The organism is Aliiroseovarius sp. YM-037 (assembly GCF_048060095.1).
Classification (GTDB): Bacteria; Pseudomonadota; Alphaproteobacteria; order Rhodobacterales; family Rhodobacteraceae; genus JBLUOA01.
The window spans coordinates 1,106,449-1,130,661 of record NZ_JBLUOA010000001.1; the positions used below are offsets into that span (position 1 = coordinate 1,106,449).

Below are 24,213 nucleotides of genomic sequence, written 5' to 3' on the forward strand. Positions count from 1 at the left end.
ACGAGCATGAAACATTCAATAAAATCAGCAGCGTTGGCTGCTTCGCTAATGTTGCCGACAATGGCGGCTGCGCAGGAGGCCGTGAGCTTCGACCAAAAGGTGAACGATATGTTTGCCTCATCAACCGGATGGTTTGTCAGCGCGATCTTTGCGCCGCTGCCGTTCGAGGTCGCGGGCGTATCCTTTCCTTGGATCGTGATGTGGCTGGTGATTGGCGCGACGATCTTCACGCTCTACTTCGGCTTTATCCAGTTCCGCGCTTTCGGGCACGCAATCAGCCTTGTCAAAGGTGATTGGTCGGACCCGAATGATGCGGGGGAGGTCAGCCACTTTCAGGCGCTTGCAACCGCGCTTTCTGGCACTGTCGGCCTTGGGAACATCGCAGGCGTCGCGGTGGCCGTGGGCATTGGCGGGCCGGGGGCCACGTTCTGGATGATCTTCGCGGGTCTTCTGGGCATGGCGTCGAAGTTCACCGAATGTACACTCGGCGTTAAATATCGGAACGAATACCCGGATGGGCACGTTTCCGGTGGCCCGATGTACTATATGTCCAAGGGCTTTGCAGAGCGGGGCGTACCGGGTGGCAAGGTTCTTGCCGTCCTGTTCTCAATCTTCTGTATCCTTGGTGCACTGGGCGGGGGCAATATGTTCCAAGCCAATCAGGCGCACGCGCAGATTTCCAATATCGTTGGCGATTTCCCGGGTTGGATCACTGGCGTCGTCTTCGCCGCGGTGGTCTTTGCGGTGATCGTCGGCGGGATCAAGTCAATCGCGCGGGTGACTGAAAAGATCGTTCCGTTCATGGGCATCCTCTACGTCATCACGGCGCTGATCATCCTTCTGGTGAACTTCGATCAGATCGGGTGGGCCTTTGGTCAGATCTGGACCGGTGCCTTTACCGGGCTTGGTGTTGCGGGCGGCTTTGTCGGCGCGTTGATCCAAGGGTTCAAGCGGGCCGCATTCTCGAACGAAGCGGGCGTTGGTTCTGCTGCGATTGCGCACTCTGCCGTTCGCACGAAAGAGCCTGTGACAGAGGGCGTCGTTTCCCTGCTTGAGCCGTTCATCGACACCGTCGTGATCTGTACGATGACAGCGCTTGTCATCACGATCTCTGGCGTTCTGATCATTGATCCGGCGACGGGTAACTATGTGGTCGACGGTAGCTCTATCGCGACCGAAGGCGGGTTGTCCGGTGTTGGCCTGACCTCTGCGGCATTTGCCACAGGCTTTAGCTGGTTCCCCTATGTTCTGGCGCTCGCGGTTGTGCTTTTCGCGTTCTCGACCATGATCAGCTGGTCCTACTACGGCCTCAAGGCGTGGACCTATCTGTTCGGTGAGGGTGAGACGAAGGAACTGGTCTTCAAGATCATCTTCTGCGTCTTCGTCGTGATCGGAGCGGCGGCGAGCCTTGGTCCGGTCATCGACTTCTCAGACGCTGCGATCTTTGCGATGGCCGTGGTGAACATCACCGCGCTCTACTTCCTGATGCCGATCGTGAAGCGCGAGATGCAGAGCTATTTCGCCCGGATCAAATCCGGTGAGATCGCCAAGCACAAGCACTAAAGACATAGCCCGGCCCCTGCCGTTTGTGTGGGGGCCGGGCAGCATCCGATTGACAGGGCGCAGCGTTCCACCCAGAAGATTGGAAGAACCAGCCCGGAGAGAACCCCCTTGAACGCAGAGTTTCCCAAAGCCGCGCCCGGTCAGGTGGTTGGTCTGCTTGGCGGGTCGTTCGATCCGCCCCATGCAGGCCATCAGCATATTTCGCGTGAAGCGATGAAGCGGTTTGGTTTGGGGCGCGTCTGGTGGCTGGTCAGCCCCGGCAATCCGTTGAAAGCCGAAGGTCCGGCGCCGCTTTCGCAGCGGATGGCCGCGTGTCGGGCGCTTGTGACCCACCCGCGGATAGATGTTACGGATTTTGAGGTGCATGTCGGCACCCGCTACACCGCCGCAACGCTTGAGGCGCTGTTCCATCGCTACCCCCGCCAACGGTTTGTCTGGCTGATGGGGGCCGATAACCTTGCGCAGTTTCATCGCTGGGATCGGTGGGAGTGGATTATGGAGAATATTCCTGTCGGCGTGATCGCCCGGCCCGGCGACCGGATACGGGCGCGGCTGTCCCCGGCAGCAAAGCGGTTTGACCGGTATCGTATAAAGGGCCGCCATTCGGTAACGCTGGCGCGGGCAGAGGCGCCGGCGTGGTGCTTCATCAACGCGCCGATGCTGGATATTTCATCGACGCGGATTCGGGCGGCAGGACAATGGAACAGATAATCTTGCAGCAGACCCGGCTATTGCGGTATTTTAGGGCATGACCAAGTCATTTTCCCGCCGTGTCTTTATTTCAGGACTGTTGGGCACGGCATCGACCGCAGCATTTGCCAATGCACCGCAAACGTCGCTCCGCCCATTGGCGCGGCCGGAGGACAGTGCGCGCCGCGCTGCCCCCGAAGCGCAGCGGCTGATAGATGCGGCGCAGCTTGGCAATGGCAAGGTCGGCTATGTCGTGGCGGACGCGCGCACCGGAGAGGTTCTTGAGGCCGCGAACCCGCTGCTGCCGCTTCCCCCCGCGAGCGTGACGAAGGCGCTGACATCGCTTTATGCGCTGGATCGGCTGGGGCCGACTTATACCTTTCCGACCAAGCTGATGATGTCGGGCGACCTTCGGAACGGCGTGTTGGAGGGTGATCTGACGCTGGTTGGCGGCGGTGATCCGACGCTGAATACCGATGTTTTGGGCGACATGGCGAAAGAGCTGAAGGCGCTTGGCATTCGCGAGGTGAAGGGCGCGTTCAATGTGCAGGCGTCGGCTTTGCCCTATCTGCGGCAGATCGATGGGGGGCAGCCGGATCATCTTGGGTATAACCCAGCGATCTCTGGCCTCAACCTCAACTTCAACCGGGTCCACTTTGAATGGAAGCGACAGGCGGGGGGGTATGACGTGATGATGGACGCGCGAGCGGAACGGTTCCGCCCCCGTGTTGCAATGGCGCGCATGCTGATCGTAAACCGGAGCACGCCGGTTTATACGTATTCCGAGGATGAGGGGCGCGACAACTGGACGGTCGCGAAGGGTGCGCTTGGCAATGGCGGTAGTCGCTGGTTGCCCGTGCGTCGTCCCGATCTTTACGCGGCCGAGGTCTTTCAGACGCTAGCGCGGTCGCATGGTATCACATTGCCCACGCCGAGTTTTGTGAGTTCGACACCGGCCGGAACCCTTTTAATGGAACACAACAGCGGGTCGCTGCAAAATATAGTGCGCGGCATGCTGAAATATTCGACGAACCTGACGGCGGAGGTTGTCGGGTTGACAGCGTCTGCGTCCGACGGACGCATTCCCGACGGGCTGATACCATCGGCGGTTCAGATGAGCGGCTGGCTTGGCGATCAGTATGGCCTGCGGCACGCTGCTTTTGTCGATCATTCCGGTCTCGGTGACGGATCGCGGATTTCGGCGTCGGAAATGGTGCGGGCGTTGCAAACCGTTGGTCCGAATGGTCCGTTGAAACCGCTGCTTAAAGACTTCCGCATGCGGACGAGCGAAGGCAGCCCGATGCGCGATCAACCGATTGAGATCAAAGCCAAGACCGGGACGCTGAACTTTGTCTCAACACTTGCCGGGTATACGCGCCGGGCAGGCGGGCGAGAGATGGTGTTCGCGATTTTCTGCGCGGACACGTCGCGTCGGGCGCAAATTTCGCGCGCGATGCGGGAAAGGCCCGAGGGCGGGCGTGCCTGGGCACGCCGTGCGCGGACGCTTCAGCAGCGGTTGATTGAACGGTGGACGGCTGTCCACAACGCCTAAGCTAAAGCGTCATATGCCGGGCCCGTGCGCCGCGTTCGATGGCTGCGCCATGCAGACGGTCGATGTTAAAGACATACCGAATTTCCGCGAGCATCCGCAGTTCGCTTTCCTGAAGGCGACCGTCCGCAGCCGCGACATCGCAAGCGAGCGCATAGGCAGTTTCGTGGAGCTTTTCGGGCAACCCGTCTTTAACAAGGCCGAACAGGGCATCCAGCCCGTCTTCTTCCTCGAACAGGTCCAGCACCAGCGTGCTGATCAGCTTCATCCGGTCTGCATCGTAGTTCGCGAAGATCGGCAGGTGATTGACGATACGTTCAATCGTGACCAGTTCGGACGTGCGCATATTCTCATCTGACGCCGATTCAGCGATCATGATCGCGACGAGCGCATCCTGTGGGGTCAGGGAAGTCAGGTTCGTTTCGTCAGCGCCCATCGGCCATTCTCCATCCATAATGTTGCAGTGCAGAATATTGACGACAGCGGGTAGGAGCAATAGGGAGATGCCTTGTCGGGGCATGGGGCCCCGCGACTGCATGAAAGATACACCATGTCTGATCTTCGCGATGCCGCACTGAGTTCGAAAGCCTGGCCGTTTGAAGAAGCGCGCCGGGTGCTCAAACGCTACCAGAAAGCGCCGCCAGAGAAGGGGTATGTGGTGTTCGAAACCGGCTATGGCCCCTCTGGTCTGCCGCATATCGGGACATTTGGTGAGGTCGCGCGCACGACGATGGTGCGCCGGGCGTTTGAGATGATCTCGGACATCCCGACCAAGTTGCTGTGCTTTTCGGATGATATGGACGGTTTGCGCAAGGTGCCGACCAACGTGCCAAATCAAGAGCAGATGACCGAAGACCTGAACCTGCCGCTGACCAAGGTGCGCGATCCGTTTGGCACCCATCCGTCCTTTGGAGAGCACAACAACGCGCGGCTTTGCGCGTTTCTGGACAGTTTCGGATTTGAGTATGAATTCGCCTCCTCCACCGAGTATTACGCGAGTGGCAAGTTTGATGAGGCGCTGCTGAATGTCCTCGCGCGGTTCGACAAGATTATGGAGATCATGATCCCGTCCTTGGGTGGCGTCGATGCGGATCGGGTCAATACCTATTCGCCGTTTCTGCCAATCAGCCCGAAAACCGGCCATGTGCTACAGGTTCCGACGCTTGAGCGGAATGTCGAAAAGGGTACGATCGTTTATCAGGAACCGGATGGCGAGAAGATTGAACTCCCCGTCACGGGCGGGCACGTGAAGCTGCAATGGAAACCCGACTGGGGGATGCGCTGGGCCGCGCTTGGCGTCGACTATGAGATGTATGGCAAAGACCTGATCCCATCTGCCGAGCTGTCCGCCAAGATCTGCCGCGCGCTTGGCACGCCCCAGCCGGAACTGTTCAACTACGAGCTGTTCAATGACGAGCAGGGGCAGAAAATCTCCAAATCGAAAGGCAACGGTCTGTCGATGGAGGAGTGGCTGAGCTACGCCGCACCGGAAAGCCTGAACTATTTCATGTATGCAAAGCCCAAGACTGCGAAGCGGTTGTATTTCGACGTGATCCCGAAGGCGGTCGACGAATATCACCAGCAGCTACGGGCGTTCCCCGACCAAGATCTGAAGGGCCAGCTAGCCAATCCGGTCTACCACATCCACGGCGGCGATGTGCCGGCGTCGGATATGGTCGTGCCGTTTGCGATGTTGCTGAACCTCGCTTCGGTTTCGGCGGCTGAGGAAAAGGATCAGCTTTGGGGGTTCATGCAGCGCTATGCGCCTGACGCGTCGCCGGAAACTCACCCCGGCCTTGATGCGGCGGCGGGGTTTGCGGTGCGGTATTACAATGACTTCGTAAAACCCGCGAAGGTCTATCGCCTGCCCACGGATGCCGAACGCGAAGCGATGGAGGAGTTGTTGGGCGTTCTGAAAGACTGGGACGGCCCGGCAGACCCAGAGGCGCTGCAAAATGCTGTTTTCGCGGTCGGGCGGGATCGGTTCGACCCGCTGCGCGACTGGTTCAAGGCGCTTTACGAAGTGCTTTTGGGCGCCTCGCAAGGGCCGCGTTTCGGCGGGTTCATCGCGCTTTACGGCATCGAGGAAACCATCGAGTTGATCGAAGACGGCCTGGCGGGAAAGCTCGCCGAGTGATCTGAACCCTTCCATTTCGTGTATACTTAAGGTGCATGAAATGGGAGGTGTCTCATGTTAAGGATGATTTTGGCGGCTGTTCTGGCGATTGGATTGTCCAGTGCGGCCAACGCCGATCTACCCCGGGAACCCGGTATTGAAGGCGTTATCGAAAGCCAGATCGAGGCATTTCAAGCCGATGATTTCGCGCAAGCCTTCACCTACGCATCCCCCACGATAAAAGGCTATTTTGGCACGGCAGAGCGGTTCGGCGCGATGGTGCGCAACGGATACCCGATGGTCTATCGCCCCGCCGAAACCCGATTTCTTGAGTTGAGAGAGATCAACGGCGTTCGCTGGCAAAAGGTGCAGATCCGGGATCAGGCGGGAACAGTTCATATCTTGGATTACCAAATGATCCCGACGGATGACGGCGGTTGGCAGATCAACGGCGTCCAAGTTTTACGCGCGCCGGGAATTGGGGTCTAGGTTACATCAAAATATTTGATATTTATTTTGTCAAACATTCGTTTTCATTATTAGAGGGCGGTGCCTAGTTTCTTGAACAGGTCTGAACGCTTCAGACATCCCTGTTCGGAGAAACGATATGACACTTCATCACAGATCGGGCGATTTTCGCGCCCGGAATCGCAGAACAAACCGTTCGAAGTTAGGCGGTGGACCTGCGGCCCCTATGATAATTCTGCTGGCGCTGGTCGTTGCGGCGGTGTTGATCGCGCTTGCCCCGGTGCAGCGCGATGGGGCGCGACAGGGGCAGAATCCACAGCCGGTGACGGCTATTGAGGATTGGCACGGCAACGTCGCACGCTCCACACCGCGTTAAGATACGGGCGGGCGGCAACGCCCGGTCGTCCAAGGCCTCGTTAAGGCTTCGTTGATACCTCGAAACCCGTCTGGATCACTCAGCTTCTCTCCGCTTCGACGGAAAGGCGTTCGGCAATAAGCTTGGCTGTTGCCGGAAGCGGGCTTGGGTGTGTCCGAAACGGTTTGAAAAGGGGTTCACATGAACAAAGCGATTACTGAGGGTCTGGTTCTGACGCCGCCGAAATTTGAGGCCGGGCTTGATGTCTGGTCGTCCGGCGACGGAACGCCAGGGTCGGATACCTATGACGGCGCGGCGAATGCGGCGTTCGTTCCGGCGGATCAGGACTTTGGCGGGTGTCTTGAGCTTGTCAAAACCCAGCCCACGCAAAAGCTGCGCTGGATGGGTGAAACGCCGATCCTGCCTGGTTGTTATTTGCGGGTTCAGGTCCGCGTTAAGGCGCTAAGCGGGAACCTGCCGGACGTCCGTATCGCGGGCTGGGCCGGTGGCGCTGGCGGGGCGCATATCGGCGGGTTGGTGGAGGTTGGGCCAGCCCGAACGGTTGAGCGCTATGGAGAGATCGTCGAAGTCTCAGCGATTGTTGGCACGGGCGCACGGTTCGGGGTTGATATGGCGTGGGGCAGGGCGCCGCTTTATGGGCATTTCGGCCTCGACCTGACCGGCGCGAATGGCGGTGTCGTCCGCGTCGATGACATTGTAATTGAGGATGTCACCTCAGCCTTCTTGCGTGACCTGATGGATTGGGTCGACGTTCGGGATTACGGTGCCATTGGCGACGGAACGACTGACGACCAGCCTGCCTTTGAAGCAGCGGACGCCGCCGCAAACGGCCGAACGGTTCTGGTGCCGGAGGGGACTTACCACCTTGCGGATCACGTTACCTTTGAAAACCCGGTGCGTTTTGTCGGAACTGTGACGCTGCCTGAAGACAAGCGGCTGCAACTGACCAAGAATTTTGACCTGCCAACCTATATCGACGCGTTCGGCAGTGAGTTGCTGGCGCTGCGCAAGGCAATTCAGGCGTTGTTCAACTTCTCTGACCATGACGGGTTGGATCTCGGCGGTCGGCAGATCAGTGTCGAAGCGCCGATCGACATGCACGCGACCGTTGCGAACAAGGATACCTACAACATCCGCCGGGTCATCCGAAACGGTCAGTTTGATGTTGTCGATGGCCCGGCCTGGGCGGATGAGGTCGTGACCTCTCAGGCGACTTACTCGCCTTCAAACAGTCTTGAACTGACCAACGTTGCGAATATCGCCAATATTCAGGCCGGCTCGCTTGTGACTGGATCAGGCGTCGGGCGCGAAGTGTATGTGCGCGCGGTGAATGTCGGGGCGCAGAAACTGACGCTGAGCCAACCCCTGTTCGACGCAGCCGGCACGCAGGAATTTACCTTCACCCGGTTCAAGTACGTCCTTGATTTCAGCGGGTTCAGCCGCGTGTCGCGGATCGTTCTGAATGACATCGATATCAAGTGCAACGGCTTTGCCAGCGGGATCATGCTGCCGCCGGATGGTTTGATCTTTCACATCCGCGATTGCTTTTTTACACGGCCAAAGGATCGCGGGATCACGTCGATTGGGTCAGGGTGCCAAGGGCTGTTGGTTGATCGGTGCCAATTCATTTCAAACGAACAACCGGCGCGGGCGCAGGACCGGTCCACGATTGCGCTGAACGTGAATGCGAATGACGCGAAAATTCGCGACAACAGGGTCGTGAAATTCGGCCATTTCGCGGTGCTGAACGGATCGGGTCACATGCTGATCGGCAACCACTGGTTTCAGGGGGATAATGAGGCGAACGGTATCCGACAGGCCGGGGTCGTGTTCACAGCCTCCAACGCGAAATCAACGGTGATCGGCAACTACATCGACAACAGCTTTATCGAGTGGAGCAATGAGCATGATGCGGAGCCTGACTTTGCCAGTGAGTTGTCCTTTGGAGGGTTGAGCGTCACGGGCAATATTTTCACGGCAAATGATGTTGCGAACTGGTTCAACTGGATCGTCGTCAAGCCGTACGGAACGGGCCATTTCATCAATGGGCTGAGCGTGACGGACAACACGTTCAAATCGATCAATGGCGTTGTCGATCAGGTGGACTATGTCGATAACTCCTTCGCGGGGCTCGACTACAACCGGATGCGGAATATCACGTGGGAGGGCAATGCCTATGCTTCCATCGTGAAGAAAACCACGAACCCTGTCGTTGTGAGCCATACCGAAGCGTCAGATTCAAAAACCTGGCAAGTCGATCTTGCGGACTATCTGCCGTTTCAGGGCCGGGCGCGGCGGGTTGAAAGCGTCGTCGCGGAGGGCCGGATTACGAAAGATGCGAATACGCAGGTCGTCGATATGCCTTACGTCGAAACCAGCAAGGGGCCGCAGAGCAGCGCGGTCGACATTGTATGGGCCGAACCGTGCAAGGGCACCGTCTGGCTGACGGCCCGAGTCGACAACCCGACCTAACCTATTCGGCCCGGGCGGCAATAGTCGCCCGGGCCGCCGATCAACCCGCACACGATCCATTTCATTATTACCGAAATTGTGAACGCGGACCCAAAACCCGGCAAATTTTTGCACGCTCTTCGCCCAACTACGCGGCGAGTTGCCGAAAATTCGGTCGCCTTCAGATCACAGCCGCGTGAGGTGGTTGTTTTTATGAAACCAAACACCGATGTCGCGCGTAGGGACTACAGCTTGGTTCGAAACGGACCGGGCTGTGACCGAATAAGCCGTGTATGGGCCGAACCGTGCAAGGGCACCGTCTGGCTGACGGCCCGAGTCGACAACCCGACCTAACCTATTCGGCCCGGGCGGCAATAGTCGCCCGGGCCGCCGATCAACCCGCACACGATCCATTTCATTATTACCGAAATTGTGAACGCGGACCCAAAACCCGGCAAATTTTTGCACGCTCTTCGCCCAACTACGCGGCGAGTTGCCGAAAATTCGGTCGCCTTCAGATCACAGCCGCGTGAGGTGGTTGTTTTTATGAAACCAAACACCGATGTCGCGCGTAGGGACTACAGCTTGGTTCGAAACGGACCGGGCTGTGACCGAATAAGCCGTACGGAAACAAGAATTGGAGAATTTGATGAATACAGGTTTCAAGACCGCAGCAGTTGCCGCCGTCGCCGCGATGGCGATCACTCCGGCAGTTGCAGGTTCGCCTGAACCCGCACCGGTCGAGCCGGTCATCATGGCCGCACCGCCGGCACCCACCACACCTGATTGGACTGGCTTCTCTGCCGGTGCTCAGCTCGGTTATGGTGACGTGTCTGCAACCGGTGGCCTGAGCGGTGACGGTGCAATCGGTGGTTTGACCGCTGGTTACGACTGGGACCTTGGCAACTGGGTTGTCGGTGCCGGCGCTGACTATGATTTCGCGAACATTGACGTGGGCGGGGCAACTGACCTCGACAACGTTCTGCGCCTGAAACTGCGCGGTGGTTACAAGCTGGGCAACGGTCTGGCTTACGCCTCTGCCGGTGCTGCGCGGGCTTACACAAGCGCGCTGGGTGATGACAACGGCTGGTTCGCCGGCGTTGGCTATGAACATCTTGTCACCAACAACATTTCTGTCGGTGGTGAAGTTCTTTATCACGAGTTCGACAACTTCGGTGGTGGCGGCGTTGATGTTGAAGCCACGACTGCACAGGCTCGTGTAAACTTCCGCTTCTAATCGCGGTAGGTTAGAAACCACTAAGGGGCGTCCATTGCGGCGCCCCTTTTTGCTTGGGGCTATCGCTGGCTGTGTTAGGCTGGAGGTAAAGGAGGTTTCCATGCCGAAGATCGCCAAATCCGCCCAGCTCCAAACCGTCATCACCACCTTTGAAATGACTCCGGCCACCGCACAGGATTTGATGGAGGCGCTGTCGGACGCCTACGAAAACTGCATTTCAAAACAGCCCGGTTTTATCGGCGCGGGCCTTCACATCAACGACGCCCAGACCCGGATCGCGAATTATTCCCAATGGGAACGGCGCGAGGATTTTCAGGCGATGCTGCGCACCCCGGAAATGCGCGAGCGTAATCGCAAGATCAACGAGATGTGCAAGAGCTTTGAGCCGGTGCTTTATGACGTGGTCGACGCCTTCGACTGATTTCGGCAGGCATGACCTGCGTCAAGGCGGGTATCACGTGTTTTATGCGATACTTGGCGGAAAGCAGGAGGCACCGCCATGTATACCAATATCCTTGTTCCCGTCGCGCCGGATCACAGCCACCCCACCGAAGAAGCACTTGCCATCGCCCGCAAGCTGTCGGGCGAGGGCGCGAAGATCACCGCGTTGTCCGTGGTTGACAAAATCCCCGACTATGTCGCGCAGTATTTGCCCGCCGGACAGCTTGAAAAGACCCACCGGGAAACGGTCGATGCGCTATCTGAAGATGTGGGATCGGCGGGTGACGTCAGCACAATTGTCGTTACCGGCCACGCCGGTCGCACCATTGTTGATTTTGCGCAGGAGCATGACGTCGATTTGATCGTGATCGCGTCGCACAGTCCCGGCTTGCAGGATTACTTCCTTGGGTCCACCGCCGGGCGGGTCGTCCGTCACGCGCAATGCGCGGTCCACGTTCTGCGCTAGGGTATCAGTGATGCCCTGTCGCCAAAGACATAGCGGATCACGTCAACCACATCGAAGGCAAGCGATACGCCAAGCGTCGCGATCAAGATCCAGAGCGCCGCGACGGGCAGGGTGGGCCAATCCACCCTGTCGCGCGGGATCAGCCAGATCAGCAACGGCACCCAAAAGACGATGTGAACCGCACCCAATATCCGGGTCAGCCCGACCTGACCATAGACTGCGTTCATGGCAACTCCGGTCAGGATATTGACGATCAGCAGGATCAGCCCGGTCATCCGCGACGGCTTGAAAATCATCAGAAGCAGCGGCACGGCAACCATCACCAGCGCCAGCCACATCACCCATAGCTGAATCATCTCCGGCTGTGTCGCCAAAGCGTCGTTAAACGTCATCTCACCCTCCACCTTGCGAAAGATTTGCAGAGGATTCGGCACCGCGCAAGCGCCCGCGTGCGGATTGCACCGAAAGTGTTGCAGCGACGGAAACATGGCCCAGCCGCGTATCAACCCCACTGACAACATAGGAAGGAGACTTGAAATGACCCGTTTGCTTATCATCGCAGCCCTTGCCGGCACGGTTTCAACGGCGAGCGTCGCCGTCGCTGAAACCGGAGGCCGCTGGGATCGCATCGAAGACCGCATTGACCGGCGCGAAAACCGGATTGATGAACGCGTAACCCACGGGCGTCGCGACCGGATCGAAGATGTCGTCGACCGTTGGGAAGATCGCCGTGACCGCGCGGGCCTGCCAACGCCCGGCCGGATCAATCGCCACGAACGCCGCAGCTGGATTCGTCGCTGGGGCGGTTGAGCGCCCGCGGCGCCACGGCGCGTTGGGCAGTCGCTCACCCCCGCGTGCCGTGGCGCTTTTCTGCCGAGCGCGGCGCAGAGTGTCGCAGGTATCTTGTTGTGAGTGCCTCCGCCTCCCACATGCGTAACGGCATGAAAAGAAGGAGGATTATCTATGCAATGCCCGATTGACGGAACCACTTTGGTGATGACAGACCGCAACGGAGTCGAAATCGACTACTGCCCCCAATGTCGTGGCGTCTGGCTTGATCGGGGTGAGCTCGACAAGATCGTCGAACGCAGCACACAAACCCCTCCGCCACCACCGCAGGCACGCGTTTACGAGGCCGGCGGACGGCGAGATGACGACGATTATCAGCGCAGGCCGAGGAAGAAGAAAGAGAGCTTCCTGGGGGAGTTGTTTGATTTTTGATGGGTGAGGGGCGGCCGCTAGTCGTGGTGCTTAGCGGTCGCAACCGATCCCGTCCTTGTCGCGGTCGAGTCCGTAGATGTCAGTTCCGACAACATAGACAGGACCGACGACATAGGCCGGGCCATTGCCAGAGCCATTGGCACAATCAACGTCGGACGCAATTGGAACACACGCGCCGGTGTAATTGGGGTCGCAGCCTTGGGCGAATGATGCCGACGGCGAAATTGCGAAGATCGTAATAAGTAGAAATGCGCGCATCTGACCTGCCACGTTAACCAAATATTAATAATGGTTAACGCCGAGGTGGTTCAAAAGAGCGTCAAGTTTGCGGCAATCTTCGGACGCGCGAAATTGTAGGGTGGGGTTTGTCTCGCCGGTCGAGGTGAGGGCGCGGCGGGATGGAGGGTTGGAAACCCACCCTGGGCTTGCGGTGAAGTAGGGCGGGCTTCAGCCCGCCAATAACGCCCTTTTGGACGGGGGTGCCGGGCTGAAGCCCGGCCTACGGGGTGTGCGGCTGTAGGGTTGAGTTTTTTTATCGGGATGCTGTATCGGTTTTTTCAGCTGCGGTGACGGCCGCAGAGCAGTTCTACCAATCGTGCACAACAAAGTCGGGCGTGGCCTATGTTCGTGAGCATTGATAAGGACATTGTCGTGGCATGGGTTCTTTAATATGCTCTAATCTAATGCCCTTCAAAAAATCACAGACTTCTTCAATTAACTCGTACGAGTCCAGTTCTTGGCCACCCACTTCAAAAACCGCTCCTTTGTTGAATTTGTAGGCAGATAACTCATTACTGATTGTTCCCTTGTTGCCGCGCAGCTCTTGCTTTGCGAAAGGCACCCTGAGGATGGACAAAAGCTTGTTCAGTCTACGTATTTCGGACGCGATCTTAGCGGAGAAACATATATCTGCATGTTGCTTCATTGTTCTTGTAACCTCGTATGCGCCCAGTACCCAAAACCAAAACATATCAGCATATTCTGTAAAATTATGGATAACTCGTCCTTGGTCGGTGGATTGCCAAGAATTTGATATTTCGTTCAACTTCTCACCAGCCCGACAAAGCGCTTCAGCCTGTTGGAAGGTATAGGATGAGAACGCAATAAGGGGCGCATTCTCCAGAAAATGCCGATATTCTAAGTCGCTATCGATCCTGTCCCACAAATCGCTCAACTAGTTCACCGCCCCCGCCGCCGCACATTCCCACCTCTCTGCCCCGGCCTCCCCGCCGTCGATCTCCCCTTACCCTTCACCGCGGCATCGCTCGCCGCCTCGACGGCGCTTTGTCGGGCCAATGGATCGTCGGACACGACCAGATCGACCGCCTCCAGCCGCTTGACTTCGTCTCTCAGGCGGGCGGCTTCTTCGAATTCGAGGTTTTCGGCGGCTTTGCGCATTTCGGCCCGCAGACCGTCCAGATGCGCTTGCAGGTTCGCGCCGACAAGCGGCTTGTCGACCTTGGCCGTCACGCGGTTCATGTCGACATCGCCGTCGTAAAGGCCACTCAGCACATCGTCGACGTTCTTCTTGATGGTCGCCGGAGTGATACTGTGTTCTTCGTTATAGGCGACCTGACGGGCGCGGCGACGGTCGGTTTCGCGCAAGGCCCGTTCCATGCTGCCGGTAATGCGGTCGGCATACATGATGACGCGGCCGTCCGCATTCCGGGCCGCGCGGCCGATTGTCTGGATCAGCGAGGTTTCGGAGCGGAGGAACCCTTCCTTGTCCGCGTCGAGGATCGCGACGAGGCCACATTCGGGGATATCCAGCCCCTCGCGTAGCAGGTTGATGCCGACCAGAACGTCAAATGCGCCAAGGCGCAGGTCGCGTAAAATCTCAATCCTTTCAAGGGTGTCGATATCACTGTGCATGTAGCGCACCTTGATGCCCTGTTCGTGGAGGTATTCGGTAAGGTCTTCGGCCATACGCTTTGTCAGGGTGGTGACGAGCGTGCGGTAGCCTGCATAGGTCACGCGCCGCACTTCATCCAGAAGATCATCGACCTGCATTTCGACGGGCCGGATTTCCACCTGCGGATCGACAAGCCCGGTCGGACGGATCACCTGCTCGACAAAGATACCGCCGGTCTGCTCAAGCTCCCAAGCCGCTGGAGTCGCGCTGACAAAGACCGATTGCGGGCGCATCGCGTCCCATTCCTCGAACTTCAGGGGGCGGTTGTCCATGCAGGACGGCAGCCGGAAGCCATGTTCAGCAAGCGTAAACTTTCGCCGGTGGTCACCCTTATACATCCCGCCGATTTGCGGGACGGAGACATGGGATTCATCGGCAAAGACAATCGCGTTGTCGGGGATGTATTCAAACAGGGTGGGGGGCGGTTCGCCCGGCGCGCGGCCGGTCAGGTAGCGGGAGTAGTTCTCGATCCCGTTGCAGAAGCCGGACGCCTCAAGCATCTCAAGGTCGAACTTGGTGCGCTGTTCAAGGCGTTGCGCTTCGAGCAGTTTACCGTCGTCTTCCAGTTGTTTCAGGCGGACTGCCAGCTCCTCCTTGATGCCCTTGATTGCCTGAACCAGAGTTGGCTTGGGCGTCACGTAGTGAGAGTTCGCGTAGACCCGGACCTTTTCAAGCTGGTCGGTCTTTGCGCCGGTCAGGGTGTCGAATTCTGTAATGCTTTCAAGTTCATCGCCGAAGAAGCTCAACCGCCAGCCGCGATCCTCCAGATGGCTTGGCCAGATTTCGAGGGAGTCGCCCCGGACGCGGAAGCTGCCGCGCGAAAACGCGTTGTCGTTGCGGCGGTATTGCTGCGTGACGAGACCTTGCATGATGTCGCGCTGGTTGTACTCCTCGCCTGTGACGAGGTCTTGCGTCATCGCGGTGTAGGTTTCGGGCGAGCCGATGCCATAGATGCAGGACACGGACGCGACGATGATAACGTCATCCCGTTCCAGCAGCGCCCGCGTGGCGGAGTGGCGCATCCGGTCGATCTGTTCGTTGATCTGGGATTCCTTTTCGATGAACGTGTCAGATCGTGGAACATATGCCTCGGGCTGGTAGTAGTCGTAGAAGCTAACGAAGTATTCGACGGCGTTTTCGGGGAAGTACCCTTTGAATTCACCGTAAAGCTGCGCCGCCAGCGTCTTGTTCGGCGCAAGGATGATCGCCGGTCGCTGCGTTTCCTCGATCACCTTGGCCATCGTGAACGTCTTGCCCGTGCCCGTCGCGCCCAGCAGAACCTGATCCCGCTCGCCTTCGCCGACGCCCTGCACCAGTTCCGTGATCGCCGTCGGCTGATCGCCGGCAGGATCATAGTCGGTGTGCATGACGAGCCTTTTGCCACCCTCCAGCTTGGGGCGGGCAGGGGCGTCTAGCGGGCTTTGCAGGACAGGGACGTGGGACATGGGGCGATTCCTTCCGGCCCCACAGTTGGTCACTTTTTGTTCTCATTCAAGGGGTGACCGAAACCCGGTCTCAATGGTTAAGAGAGTGTTACTCGTTTAGGGGGAATTTTATCGAACAAAATACAACTTAAAGTAATTTTACGCTTGCGCGAGAAATACAGAATCCGTATTCTGATCCGGCAAGCAACAAACAGTTGTCGGTCCGGGCGCACCACCCACCCACCCCTCACTCCCCGCCCGGACTGGCAACGACCCTCCCACACAAGTTGTGCTGTGTTTCCCGACAAACGGCTCTTGCGGTTTGGCGCTGAATTCCCGATAACTTGCCTACGTCAGAAGGAGAGCGCGATGCGTGCCCGTATCTACAAACCTGCCCGCAATGCCATGCAGTCCGGCACTGCAAGGACGAAATCATGGGTGTTGGAATACGCGCCTGAGTCCCGGCGCGAGGTTGATCCACTGATGGGCTGGACGAGTTCTGACGACACCCAAAGTCAGGTCCGGATGCGCTTCGATACCAAAGAAGCCGCGCTTGAATACGTTGAGCATCACGGCATTGACGCAATCGTTCAGGAACCAAAGCCGCGCAAGCCGAACATCCGGCCAATGGGCTACGGCGAAAACTTCGCAACGAACCGCCGGGGCGCGTGGACCCACTAAGCGCTTGCCATTCCCACAATCTGTTCGCTAAACGGGGCGCCAAGCGGTCCCGTAGCTCAACTGGATAGAGCAGCTGACTTCTAATCAGCAGGTTGAGGGTTCGAGTCCTTCCGGGATCGCCAGCGCCAGAAACAATGCACCGCTTTTAGCGCGAATTGTATCCGTCACAATACAACCTCTAAGAAACTTAACCCTGGCCACATTCAGCCACTCTTTCGCCATTTTTGGTTGGCAAAACCAATCCAACGAATTGAAGAGGAAAGATAGTCAGATGGACGGAATTTTTACACTCTCTTTTGATGCAATCTGCGTAAGCTTCCTGGCCTGCTGTGCAATCCGCGAAGCGATGATTTTCTTCCTGCCCGACGACGTTGCCGGTCCAGGTGGCTGGTTCATCGATACTGGCGAAGAAGCCTAACTTACAAACGCTTTCGGGTCAGTGGTGGGGTTCAAACTCACCATAATGACCTCTTGAGAATACCAGCGGCGCCCCGTCGCGGGTATTCGCGCGCAGCACCTGAGCGACAACGATCATGTGATCGCCCCCGTCGTGCCGCGCAACGGTTTCACATTCCATTACGGTCAAACACCCATCGATAACCGGAACGCCCTCCGGATTCTCGCGCATGGGTAGGCCTTCAAAATCATGTCCTTTGCCCGCGAACAGGGCACAAAGATCGCGTTGTTCCGCCCCCAGAACATGAACTGCGAAATGCGACGCTTGGGAAAACACCGGAAACCGCAGCGATTTGCGGGCGGGTGACCAAAGCACCATCGGCGGATCGAGCGATACAGAGGCAAAGCTGTTCGCCGTCATGCCCAGTGGCCCGCGCGGACCCATCGCCGTCACGATTGTCACCCCGGTCGTATAGGCCCCAAGCGCTGTGCGAAACGCGCGGCTGTTATCATTGCCGGGGTCAAAATTGGTCATCCGCATCTCCTTCTACCGGAGTATTATGACGAAAGCGGTGATCTCCGAAACCAAGATTTGACGAAAACACCGAGGGCGCCCCGAAGAATGCCGCGCTGTTGCAGCTTTGCGAGGGTTTGGAAAAGGAATTGGGTGCGACGGCGCCAATCGTTGCAGCGGCCGCGTGCTTGCCCGAACGAACAAGAGCTATTGCGCATCCCGAACATTCTGGATCAAATAAATTGTCCAAACCGGGCACGTTCCACAGAGGGAGAGCGCGAATGAAAGCCGTTCTGTTCGAAGCGTTCTCGCAACCGCCAAAACTCGCGACGGTTCCCGATCCCAGCCCCGTGCCGGACGGCGTTGTGGTTGAGGTGAAGGCCACCGGCGTTTGTCGGAGCGATTGGCACGGTTGGGTTGGGCACGACCCGGCCATCGAACTTCCGCATGTTCCGGGCCATGAGCTTGCCGGAGTCGTTCAGGCGGTCGGGAAGGATGTCGCGAATTGGAAGGTTGGCGACAGAGTCACCGTTCCCTTTGTAGGTGGCTGCGGATCATGCCCGGAATGTCACGCGGGGCATCATCAGGTGTGTGACAATCAGTTTCAGCCGGGGTTCACCCATTGGGGATCTTTCGCGGAGTTCGTGTCAATCCATAACGCCGACATCAATCTTGTCGGTTTGCCGGATACGCTCGATTTCGCAACGGCCGCCAGCCTTGGGTGCCGCTTTGCAACGTCGTTTCGCGCGGTGATCGATCAGGGGAAGACCGGGCCAGGGGAATGGGTCGCGGTGCATGGATGTGGCGGGGTGGGTCTGTCCGCCGTCATGATCGCGACCGCGATGGGCGCGCGCGTCGTCGCAGTCGATATATCTGACGACGCGCTGGACCTTGCGCGGCAGTTAGGCGCGGTCGCCGCGATCAATGCGAGCGGGCAAGCCAATGTGGTTGAGGCTGTGATCGATCTGACCGGCGGTGGTGCGCATGTTTCTATTGATGCTCTGGGCCACCCAACGACGTGTTTCAACTCTGTCAGCAATCTGCGAAAGCGCGGCAGGCATGTGCAGGTTGGCCTATTGATGGCCGAAAACGGTGCACCGCCCATTCCGATGGCCGCGGTCATCGCGAATGAGCTTGAGATTGTTGGCAGCCACGGGATGCAGGCCCACCGCTACGGCGCGATGCTTGCGATGATCCAATCCGGCAAACTCCGGCCGGATCAACTTGTCGGGCAGGAAATCACGCTCGAGCAGTCGATAGAGACCCTGATGGCGATGGACACGTTCCAAGGCGCGGGCGTTACGGTTGTTACGGAGTTTTAGGCCGAAGAGGGTGGGGCAGACTACGCCCAGGCGGGGCGGGCGCTAGTATTCCGATGCGGCGCGGAGCAGGTCTTGAAACTGCCGGTCGTCCTTCAAAGCATCAAAGTCTTCATCAAACCGCATCCAAAGCGCCAGACGCCGCCGGACAACGGGCGGAACCGCGAACGCTCGGGCAAGATGGGCGAGGGCGGCGGCTTGGTCCCCCCTGATCGCCTGTGCGCGGGCGATGTTGTATTGCACGAGGCAATCGTCCGGCGCGATGGCAAGCGCCCATTCCGACCAGATCGTCGCCCGTTCGTGTTTGTCGAGGTCGGCCAAAACAGCCGCCCCAAAGGCGAGGGCGCCAGCGTTATCGGGATGTGTGTCAAGCTCCGCCTCGACCAGTTCAAGCGTCGCGCGAAGCTGGATGGTTGCTTCTTCGGCCCTGCCAAGCGCCTGAAGTTCCTCGGCCAGCAGACCGTTTGCCCTGAAATCTTCGGGGCGCAGTTGTGCGGCCTTCGCAAAACACTCCGCCGCACCGGCCCGATCCCCTTGGAGCCGGAGGCCACGGGCCAGAAAAAACTGGGCCTCAAACAGGTGCGGATCAAGCTTGATCGCGGTGCGTAGGGCCGTTTCGGCGGCGGGGTAATCACCTGTCGCATAATGCGCAAGGCCAAGCGCCGCATGGGCGAGCGGCGCGTTCGGGTCAATGTCGAGCGCCCGTTGGCAATCAGACAGATCATCTTGCGGTGGTTCGACGCCGCTTGCCTGCGTGATGCTGAGCAGAAGGTAGGATTTGCAAATCGACATCTGCGCGTAGGCACGGGCGAAGTTCGGATCAATGTCCACCGCGCGGGCCAACAACGCTTCGGCGGCGCGCAGCGAGTGTGTGTTGATGCCTCGCAGGTAGAGAGAGCGCCCCTTGAGGAACAATTCATAGGCGCGGGGATCGGGGCCGTCGGTCTTGGTGGGTGCATCTGACGCCAGCTGTCGACATAGCGTTTTTACGATGTCGCTGGAAATCGAGTCATGGGTGGCGAATACTTCGTCGACGGGATGATCGTAGCGCTCCGCCCAAACGATCTTTCCGGTCGGGGTTTCGACAAGCTGCGCGTTCAGCCGCAGGCGTTTCTCTGCCCGACGCATACTACCGCTCAGCACATGGCTCGCCCCACGGGCGAGTGCGATTTCGGTCGTCACGGGTTGGTCGGCTGGAAAGCTGCCGCGCGGCACCACATCCAATCCAGGCGCGCGGGCGAGGTCGGTCGCGATGTCGTCGATCAAGCCATCAGCGAAAAACGTCTGGGTCGGATCTTCGTCCAATACGGTGAGGGGGGAGATCGCGACAACCGTGCGGGCATCGTTTGGCGGCGTCGCGCCTGTCTCTGCAGGTGCTTCGATGCCCGCCATCGGCGCATCGTCAAGTTCCCTCGCTGCGGCTGTCAGGCTGACGGAGCGTTCAAAGCTATAGCCCGCCTCAAGCAACCGGCGTGTCCGCATCAATTTGATTTCATCGTCCAGCATGTCGCGGGCGGCTTTGATCTCTGCCTCTGCCCTTGGAGAGTCCCGCCGGATCAGCACGTATTTAGAAAACTCGGGCCGCTCGGTGTCCAGATCGAACCAGCTTAGGTATCCGTCCAGCCACGTGAAGTTGCGCGTTCCCGACAGGACAAAAACAGCGCAATCCAGCGGGAACGGCCATTCCTCTGACCGCGTTTGCCCGCAAAAGACGTTGTCCTTAAACGTGCAATCGACAAAGGCGTCCTGCATTTTTCCTTCGCTGGTTTCAAAGACCGAAACGCCTTGAACGGCCGTCCCGTTTTGCACCAGTTTCGCCTCTTCGGTGATGATGTAGGGCTGGCCATAGCGGTCCGTCGCGACGTGCAAGCCGCACCAGTCGCCAGTCAGGACGAGGTCGCTTGAAATCCGGTCGACGTCACTGTCGGACGCGATAAGGCGGTCGACGTTCACGTCAAGCTCCCCAGCCATCCGGCTGAGGTAGGATTTCAGGATCGGCCCGCCGCGTTCCGCTCTGTAAACTGTTGGGACAGAAACACTGCCGCACGCCGCCGCAAACGCCTCCGCCGAGGGAAAGCGGCGCTTGCGCAGAAACCTAAGCTCCTCCCCCCGCACGCGGACAGCGGCGGTCTTTTCAGTCGGCATCAGATTGCCCCTTGAACCAGCACTGATCAATTCCTCTCATAATTGATCAGTAAAACACCTCTTTTGTCCAGCATCGTGAGTGACGCCTGAGCACGACAAACGGACGCCATGCAACCTATACAAGAAATTGCCCGCTTGTGTTTGCGGTGTTTTCAAGCGCACCGGCGTGATGGGCGCAGCGGCCAAGCGGGCAGATTTGTTTAATAAATTTATATCTGGAAGGACAATCAATGTCAGTTTTAACGCTTAGCAGCCTTGTGGATATCAGGGACAATTACGTCAGCTATGGCGGCAACAAGTATTTCCGAACGAACGTGTATCGGGTCAAACCGAGGTCGCACCGTCGGGAACGGACGCCGCTGGCCCGCGCATCGCGGCCCTTATTCGCGGAACTAGAACGATGACACATGTATTGGCCGGACTGGCCCTTTCTTTGCTTACCGCGCTTGTTGTGATCATCGGGGATTATTGGTTGAAGGTGGCCGCCGATGGAAACCAAACGATGTGGTCTCGCCAGGTGGCGCTTGGCCTTGTTTTATACGGAATCTCTGCGATCTTCTGGTTCATGGCGCTGAAGCACGTGACCCTTGCCCAAGCTGGCGTAGTCTATTCGATGCTGACGCTTCTTGCGCTTTGTGCAATCGGTGCGATGGCGTTTGGCGAAAAGCTCTATTTTCGCGAATACGCCGGAATTGCCTGCGCCTTACTGGCGATGGTTTTGATGTTCCGATTTAGCTGACCGCACGCCATCCGCTAAGTGTCCGACCCGTGGTCCGGCCGCGTCGTGCCACGGGTTTTGACGTTGCGGGCCAGGGTGCTCAGTTGTTTGTATAGAACGCCCGCCGCCGGATGCCAGCGGGCGACGTCTTTCCCTTGTTCTGTCACGACAGCTTCGTCGCCCCGTGCAGCTGGCCCGGTCAATGCCTCTGCCGGACCGCGCGCGGTCACGTTTTCATAGGTCGCGCGCAGCAACGTGGCGTTCAGGTCTTGCGCAATCTCGTCCGGCACGCCAGCGACGGACCAAGCCTCTCGTGCGATTGCTTGCAGCACGACCGTGAAGTTGTTCGAGATGACAGCCGCCGCGTGATAGAGGCTCTTGTTCTCGGACTTGATCTCAAACGGATACGCGCCGAGTTTTTCCAACAGGGGCTCAATCAGGTCCAAGGCTGGCCGGTCGCCCTCAACCCCGCAATAGGTTCCGTCGAACTGGCGGATCGCCGATGCCGCGTCGCTAAACGTGAGGACGGGGTGAACGCTCGCCAAATGCCACCCCAAATCGCCAAGCGGTGCCATCTGATCCGCCGGAAAATAGCCGCTGCAATGGAAGGCGGTCGGCGCGGGTGCTTCGCGACCTTTGAACACCTTGGCAACCTCGCCCGCCACAGTGGAAATCTGGGAATCCGGGACTGTCAAAGCCCACAGGTCGGCAGGCCGTAGATCGGCGTATGTTTCGACAGCCCGACCCGCCCCGGCGGCTTCGACAGCTTGCTTTGCCGACGCAGGCCGCGGCCCCAGAACATCCTGGACCAAGCATTCCGGCACATCCCGCAGAAGGCCGAGCATGGTCTGCCCAACACGCCCCGGACCGATAAGGTTGATTTTGAGTTTGGACATTTTACCCCCGGGTTTCATACCGCACCGACCAAACGGCGTTGTCAGTGCGGTATATCATCTGCACCGTCTGGATATCTACTCACCTGACGAGGACGTCAGCCCTGTCGCGCTGCGAAGATTTATCGACCGCAACGCATGATTTTCGCGATTTACTGCTTGTAGCCCGCGCGTTTCAGGTGTCGGTTGGCGGCATGAAACTGACCGGTCCTTTTCTGTTCATTCTGGCGACCCTGATGATCGACGCCATCGGTGTGGGGATCGTGTTTCCGATCATGCCCGACCTGATGGACCGTGTCGGCGCGGGCAGCACGGCTGAGGGCGCGCTTTGGGGTGGGATCATGATGGCGGCCTACGCTGCGGCAATGTTTCTGTTCGGCCCCATCGTGGGGAGCCTTTCGGATGCCTACGGGCGCAGGCCGATACTGATCGCGGCGCTGGTGACGCTGACGATCGACTATGTGATCATGGCGATGGCCGAAGTCTATTGGCTGCTTCTCATCGGTCGGGTCGTCGCAGGGATGGCGGGGGCGACGTATATCACGGCGACGGCCTACATTTCCGACATCGCCAAGCCAGAAGAGCGCGGCGCGAGCTTTGGAATGATCGGTGCAGCCTTCGGCATCGGCTTTGTCCTCGGCCCCGCGCTTGGCGGAGTTGCGTCGGGCTGGCACATCACGGCCCCGTTTTGGATTGCTGCGGGCCTGTCCGCGCTTAACGTGGCTTTCGGCGTGTTCATCTTGCCGGAGTCACTGAAAGACCATAACCGCCGCCCCTTTGGTAAAAGGGACCTGAACCCCTTCGGAACGATTGCGCGGGCTTTTTTGATCCCGGGCCTCGCTATCCCGCTTATCTGCATCTTCGTTTTTGAATTCGCCAATATGGTTTACCCGACGCTCTGGGCCTTCTGGGGCCGCGAAGTGTTCGGCTGGGATGGCTTCACCATCGGGCTGACCCTGTCGGCCTACGGTATTCTGATCGCGGCGGTGCAGGCCGGGATATTGCCGCTGATGACCAAGCGCATGGGTGACTTCAACACGTTGGTTATCGCGACCCTCGCGGCGGTGATCGGGATGGTGGGTTTTGGCGTCGCGGGCGCGATCTGGGCCGTGGTTGTCTTTCTGCCCATTGCGGCCTTCTCAGACATGGCGCCGCCGTTGATGACCGCCTTCGCCGCCAATCGGGTCGGCGAAGACCAGCAAGGCCTGGTGCAGGGCGTGATCGCGTCGTTGTCGTCTGTGGCGGCTGTCGCTGCTCCGCTCGCCATGACCGGAGTTTTTGAACGGTTCGTGAGCGGCGAAGGAATCTATCTACCCGGCGCGCCGTTCCTTATCGCCGCGGTTCTGATCGTGGCGATCGTGCCGCTGATCCTGCGTCTGAGGGGTGGTTAAGCGCCACCCGTCGCGTTCGAGGGGTGGAGCCGGCAATCGCGCACGGCAATTCCCACATCATGCGGCCTGAGACCATTGCCGTTACGCCGCTCGTATCCAACGTCGCCGCCGATCAGATCGGCGCCGCCTGCGCGGGATCGCCCGACCCCAATTGCGCGTGTATTCCTCGAACTTGGCTTTCTTCGTTGGGGCGATGCGGTAGCGGATGATACACGTCAGCTTGATCGTTTCTTTCATGGTTC

26 protein-coding genes and 1 tRNA gene are annotated in these 24,213 nt (G+C 58.7%); 19 read left to right on the forward strand and 8 right to left on the reverse strand.

Annotated features, from left to right (window positions below; translation table 11 throughout):
- Positions 1 to 6 precede the first annotated feature (6 nt).
- The 3 genes from ACEWPJ_RS05400 to dacB all read left to right on the forward strand — a co-directional run bounded on the left by ACEWPJ_RS05400 (position 7) and on the right by dacB (position 3,805).
- Positions 7 to 1,563 (forward strand): alanine/glycine:cation symporter family protein, encoded by a 1,557-nt coding sequence (locus ACEWPJ_RS05400; protein ID WP_416511497.1) that lies wholly within the window; start codon positions 7 to 9, stop codon positions 1,561 to 1,563.
- A gap of 108 nt (positions 1,564 to 1,671) precedes the next feature.
- The gene (locus ACEWPJ_RS05405) at positions 1,672 to 2,274 is read left to right on the forward strand and encodes a nicotinate-nucleotide adenylyltransferase (RefSeq protein WP_416511498.1); all 603 of its coding nucleotides are present in this window, start codon (positions 1,672 to 1,674) and stop codon (positions 2,272 to 2,274) included.
- Positions 2,275 to 2,311: 37 nt separating this feature from the next.
- Positions 2,312 to 3,805, forward strand: a complete 1,494-nt coding sequence (dacB, locus tag ACEWPJ_RS05410; protein WP_416511499.1) for a D-alanyl-D-alanine carboxypeptidase/D-alanyl-D-alanine-endopeptidase — start codon at positions 2,312 to 2,314, stop codon at positions 3,803 to 3,805.
- Between the two features lies 1 nt (position 3,806).
- On the opposite strand, the gene ACEWPJ_RS05415 is transcribed toward dacB, so the two are convergent.
- Positions 3,807 to 4,238, reverse strand: a complete 432-nt coding sequence (locus ACEWPJ_RS05415; RefSeq protein WP_416511501.1) for a tellurite resistance TerB family protein — start codon at positions 4,236 to 4,238, stop codon at positions 3,807 to 3,809.
- A gap of 114 nt (positions 4,239 to 4,352) precedes the next feature.
- On the opposite strand from ACEWPJ_RS05415, the gene ACEWPJ_RS05420 reads away from it, so the two are divergent.
- The 7 genes from ACEWPJ_RS05420 (at position 4,353) to ACEWPJ_RS05450 (ending at position 11,357) form a co-directional block, all read left to right on the forward strand.
- A complete protein-coding gene (locus ACEWPJ_RS05420) occupies positions 4,353 to 5,939 on the forward strand; it encodes a lysine--tRNA ligase (protein WP_416511503.1) in 1,587 nt (528 codons plus the stop codon).
- A 54-nt stretch (positions 5,940 to 5,993) separates the two neighbouring features.
- Entirely contained in the window at positions 5,994 to 6,407 is a 414-nt protein-coding gene (locus ACEWPJ_RS05425; protein ID WP_416511505.1) for a DUF4864 domain-containing protein, read from the forward strand.
- 205 nt (positions 6,408 to 6,612) lie between these two features.
- Complete coding sequence (locus ACEWPJ_RS05430; RefSeq protein ID WP_416511506.1) at positions 6,613 to 6,762, forward strand: hypothetical protein; 150 nt, start codon at positions 6,613 to 6,615, stop codon at positions 6,760 to 6,762.
- Positions 6,763 to 6,942: 180 nt separating this feature from the next.
- A complete protein-coding gene (locus ACEWPJ_RS05435) occupies positions 6,943 to 9,234 on the forward strand; it encodes a glycosyl hydrolase family 28-related protein (protein ID WP_416511508.1) in 2,292 nt (763 codons plus the stop codon).
- A 628-nt stretch (positions 9,235 to 9,862) separates the two neighbouring features.
- Positions 9,863 to 10,450 carry an outer membrane protein gene (locus ACEWPJ_RS05440; RefSeq protein WP_416511510.1) on the forward strand — a complete coding sequence of 196 codons (588 nt, stop codon included), beginning with the start codon at positions 9,863 to 9,865 and terminating at the stop codon, positions 10,448 to 10,450.
- A 100-nt stretch (positions 10,451 to 10,550) separates the two neighbouring features.
- Complete coding sequence (locus tag ACEWPJ_RS05445) at positions 10,551 to 10,871, forward strand: antibiotic biosynthesis monooxygenase family protein (protein ID WP_416511511.1); 321 nt, start codon at positions 10,551 to 10,553, stop codon at positions 10,869 to 10,871.
- A 78-nt stretch (positions 10,872 to 10,949) separates the two neighbouring features.
- Positions 10,950 to 11,357: a universal stress protein gene (locus ACEWPJ_RS05450; protein WP_416511513.1), complete on the forward strand. Its 408-nt coding sequence runs from the start codon at positions 10,950 to 10,952 to the stop codon at positions 11,355 to 11,357.
- On the opposite strand, the gene ACEWPJ_RS05455 is transcribed toward ACEWPJ_RS05450, so the two are convergent.
- A complete protein-coding gene (locus tag ACEWPJ_RS05455) occupies positions 11,354 to 11,749 on the reverse strand; it encodes a hypothetical protein (protein WP_416511514.1) in 396 nt (131 codons plus the stop codon). The two genes, ACEWPJ_RS05450 and ACEWPJ_RS05455, sit on opposite strands and share 4 nt — an antisense overlap.
- Before the next feature lie 145 nt (positions 11,750 to 11,894).
- Here ACEWPJ_RS05455 and ACEWPJ_RS05460 point away from each other — a divergent pair, with 145 nt between their 5' ends.
- On the forward strand, positions 11,895 to 12,167 hold the full coding sequence (locus tag ACEWPJ_RS05460) for a hypothetical protein (RefSeq protein WP_416511516.1): 273 nt from the start codon (positions 11,895 to 11,897) through the stop codon (positions 12,165 to 12,167).
- Positions 12,168 to 12,320: 153 nt separating this feature from the next.
- The gene (locus ACEWPJ_RS05465; protein ID WP_416511518.1) at positions 12,321 to 12,578 is read left to right on the forward strand and encodes a zf-TFIIB domain-containing protein; all 258 of its coding nucleotides are present in this window, start codon (positions 12,321 to 12,323) and stop codon (positions 12,576 to 12,578) included.
- Between the two features lie 30 nt (positions 12,579 to 12,608).
- Here the strand turns inward: ACEWPJ_RS05465 and ACEWPJ_RS05470 are convergent, their stop codons facing one another.
- The 3 genes from ACEWPJ_RS05470 to uvrB form a co-directional block, all read right to left on the reverse strand.
- The gene (locus ACEWPJ_RS05470) at positions 12,609 to 12,836 is read right to left on the reverse strand and encodes a hypothetical protein (protein ID WP_416511519.1); all 228 of its coding nucleotides are present in this window, start codon (positions 12,834 to 12,836) and stop codon (positions 12,609 to 12,611) included.
- A gap of 361 nt (positions 12,837 to 13,197) precedes the next feature.
- A complete protein-coding gene (locus tag ACEWPJ_RS05475) occupies positions 13,198 to 13,752 on the reverse strand; it encodes a hypothetical protein (protein ID WP_416511520.1) in 555 nt (184 codons plus the stop codon).
- 5 nt (positions 13,753 to 13,757) lie between these two features.
- Entirely contained in the window at positions 13,758 to 15,935 is a 2,178-nt protein-coding gene (uvrB, locus tag ACEWPJ_RS05480; RefSeq protein ID WP_416511521.1) for an excinuclease ABC subunit UvrB, read from the reverse strand.
- 348 nt (positions 15,936 to 16,283) lie between these two features.
- Between uvrB and ACEWPJ_RS05485 the strand changes: the two genes are divergently transcribed.
- The 3 genes from ACEWPJ_RS05485 (at position 16,284) to ACEWPJ_RS05495 (ending at position 17,013) form a co-directional block, all read left to right on the forward strand.
- Complete coding sequence (locus ACEWPJ_RS05485; RefSeq protein ID WP_416511522.1) at positions 16,284 to 16,595, forward strand: ETC complex I subunit; 312 nt, start codon at positions 16,284 to 16,286, stop codon at positions 16,593 to 16,595.
- A 45-nt stretch (positions 16,596 to 16,640) separates the two neighbouring features.
- A tRNA-Arg gene (locus ACEWPJ_RS05490) sits at positions 16,641 to 16,717 on the forward strand.
- A gap of 149 nt (positions 16,718 to 16,866) precedes the next feature.
- Positions 16,867 to 17,013, forward strand: coding sequence for a hypothetical protein (locus ACEWPJ_RS05495; protein WP_416511523.1), 147 nt, complete (start codon positions 16,867 to 16,869; stop codon positions 17,011 to 17,013).
- Positions 17,014 to 17,031: 18 nt separating this feature from the next.
- Here the strand turns inward: ACEWPJ_RS05495 and ACEWPJ_RS05500 are convergent, their stop codons facing one another.
- Positions 17,032 to 17,526 (reverse strand): flavin reductase family protein, encoded by a 495-nt coding sequence (locus tag ACEWPJ_RS05500; protein WP_416511524.1) that lies wholly within the window; start codon positions 17,524 to 17,526, stop codon positions 17,032 to 17,034.
- A gap of 260 nt (positions 17,527 to 17,786) precedes the next feature.
- Here ACEWPJ_RS05500 and ACEWPJ_RS05505 point away from each other — a divergent pair, with 260 nt between their 5' ends.
- Complete coding sequence (locus ACEWPJ_RS05505; protein WP_416511525.1) at positions 17,787 to 18,827, forward strand: zinc-dependent alcohol dehydrogenase family protein; 1,041 nt, start codon at positions 17,787 to 17,789, stop codon at positions 18,825 to 18,827.
- Positions 18,828 to 18,869: 42 nt separating this feature from the next.
- Here the strand turns inward: ACEWPJ_RS05505 and ACEWPJ_RS05510 are convergent, their stop codons facing one another.
- The gene (locus ACEWPJ_RS05510) at positions 18,870 to 20,969 is read right to left on the reverse strand and encodes a tetratricopeptide repeat protein (protein ID WP_416511526.1); all 2,100 of its coding nucleotides are present in this window, start codon (positions 20,967 to 20,969) and stop codon (positions 18,870 to 18,872) included.
- A 230-nt stretch (positions 20,970 to 21,199) separates the two neighbouring features.
- On the opposite strand from ACEWPJ_RS05510, the gene ACEWPJ_RS05515 reads away from it, so the two are divergent.
- Together ACEWPJ_RS05515 and ACEWPJ_RS05520 are read left to right on the forward strand one after the other, a co-directional pair.
- On the forward strand, positions 21,200 to 21,373 hold the full coding sequence (locus ACEWPJ_RS05515; protein ID WP_416511527.1) for a hypothetical protein: 174 nt from the start codon (positions 21,200 to 21,202) through the stop codon (positions 21,371 to 21,373).
- Positions 21,370 to 21,708 (forward strand): EamA family transporter, encoded by a 339-nt coding sequence (locus ACEWPJ_RS05520; protein WP_416511529.1) that lies wholly within the window; start codon positions 21,370 to 21,372, stop codon positions 21,706 to 21,708. The genes ACEWPJ_RS05515 and ACEWPJ_RS05520 overlap by 4 nt, the downstream gene beginning before the upstream one ends.
- A 14-nt stretch (positions 21,709 to 21,722) precedes the next feature.
- On the opposite strand, the gene ACEWPJ_RS05525 is transcribed toward ACEWPJ_RS05520, so the two are convergent.
- Positions 21,723 to 22,583, reverse strand: coding sequence for a Rossmann-like and DUF2520 domain-containing protein (locus ACEWPJ_RS05525; protein ID WP_416511531.1), 861 nt, complete (start codon positions 22,581 to 22,583; stop codon positions 21,723 to 21,725).
- Positions 22,584 to 22,774: 191 nt separating this feature from the next.
- Here ACEWPJ_RS05525 and ACEWPJ_RS05530 point away from each other — a divergent pair, with 191 nt between their 5' ends.
- Positions 22,775 to 23,971 (forward strand): MFS transporter, encoded by a 1,197-nt coding sequence (locus ACEWPJ_RS05530; protein ID WP_416513006.1) that lies wholly within the window; start codon positions 22,775 to 22,777, stop codon positions 23,969 to 23,971.
- Positions 23,972 to 24,213 lie beyond the last annotated feature (242 nt).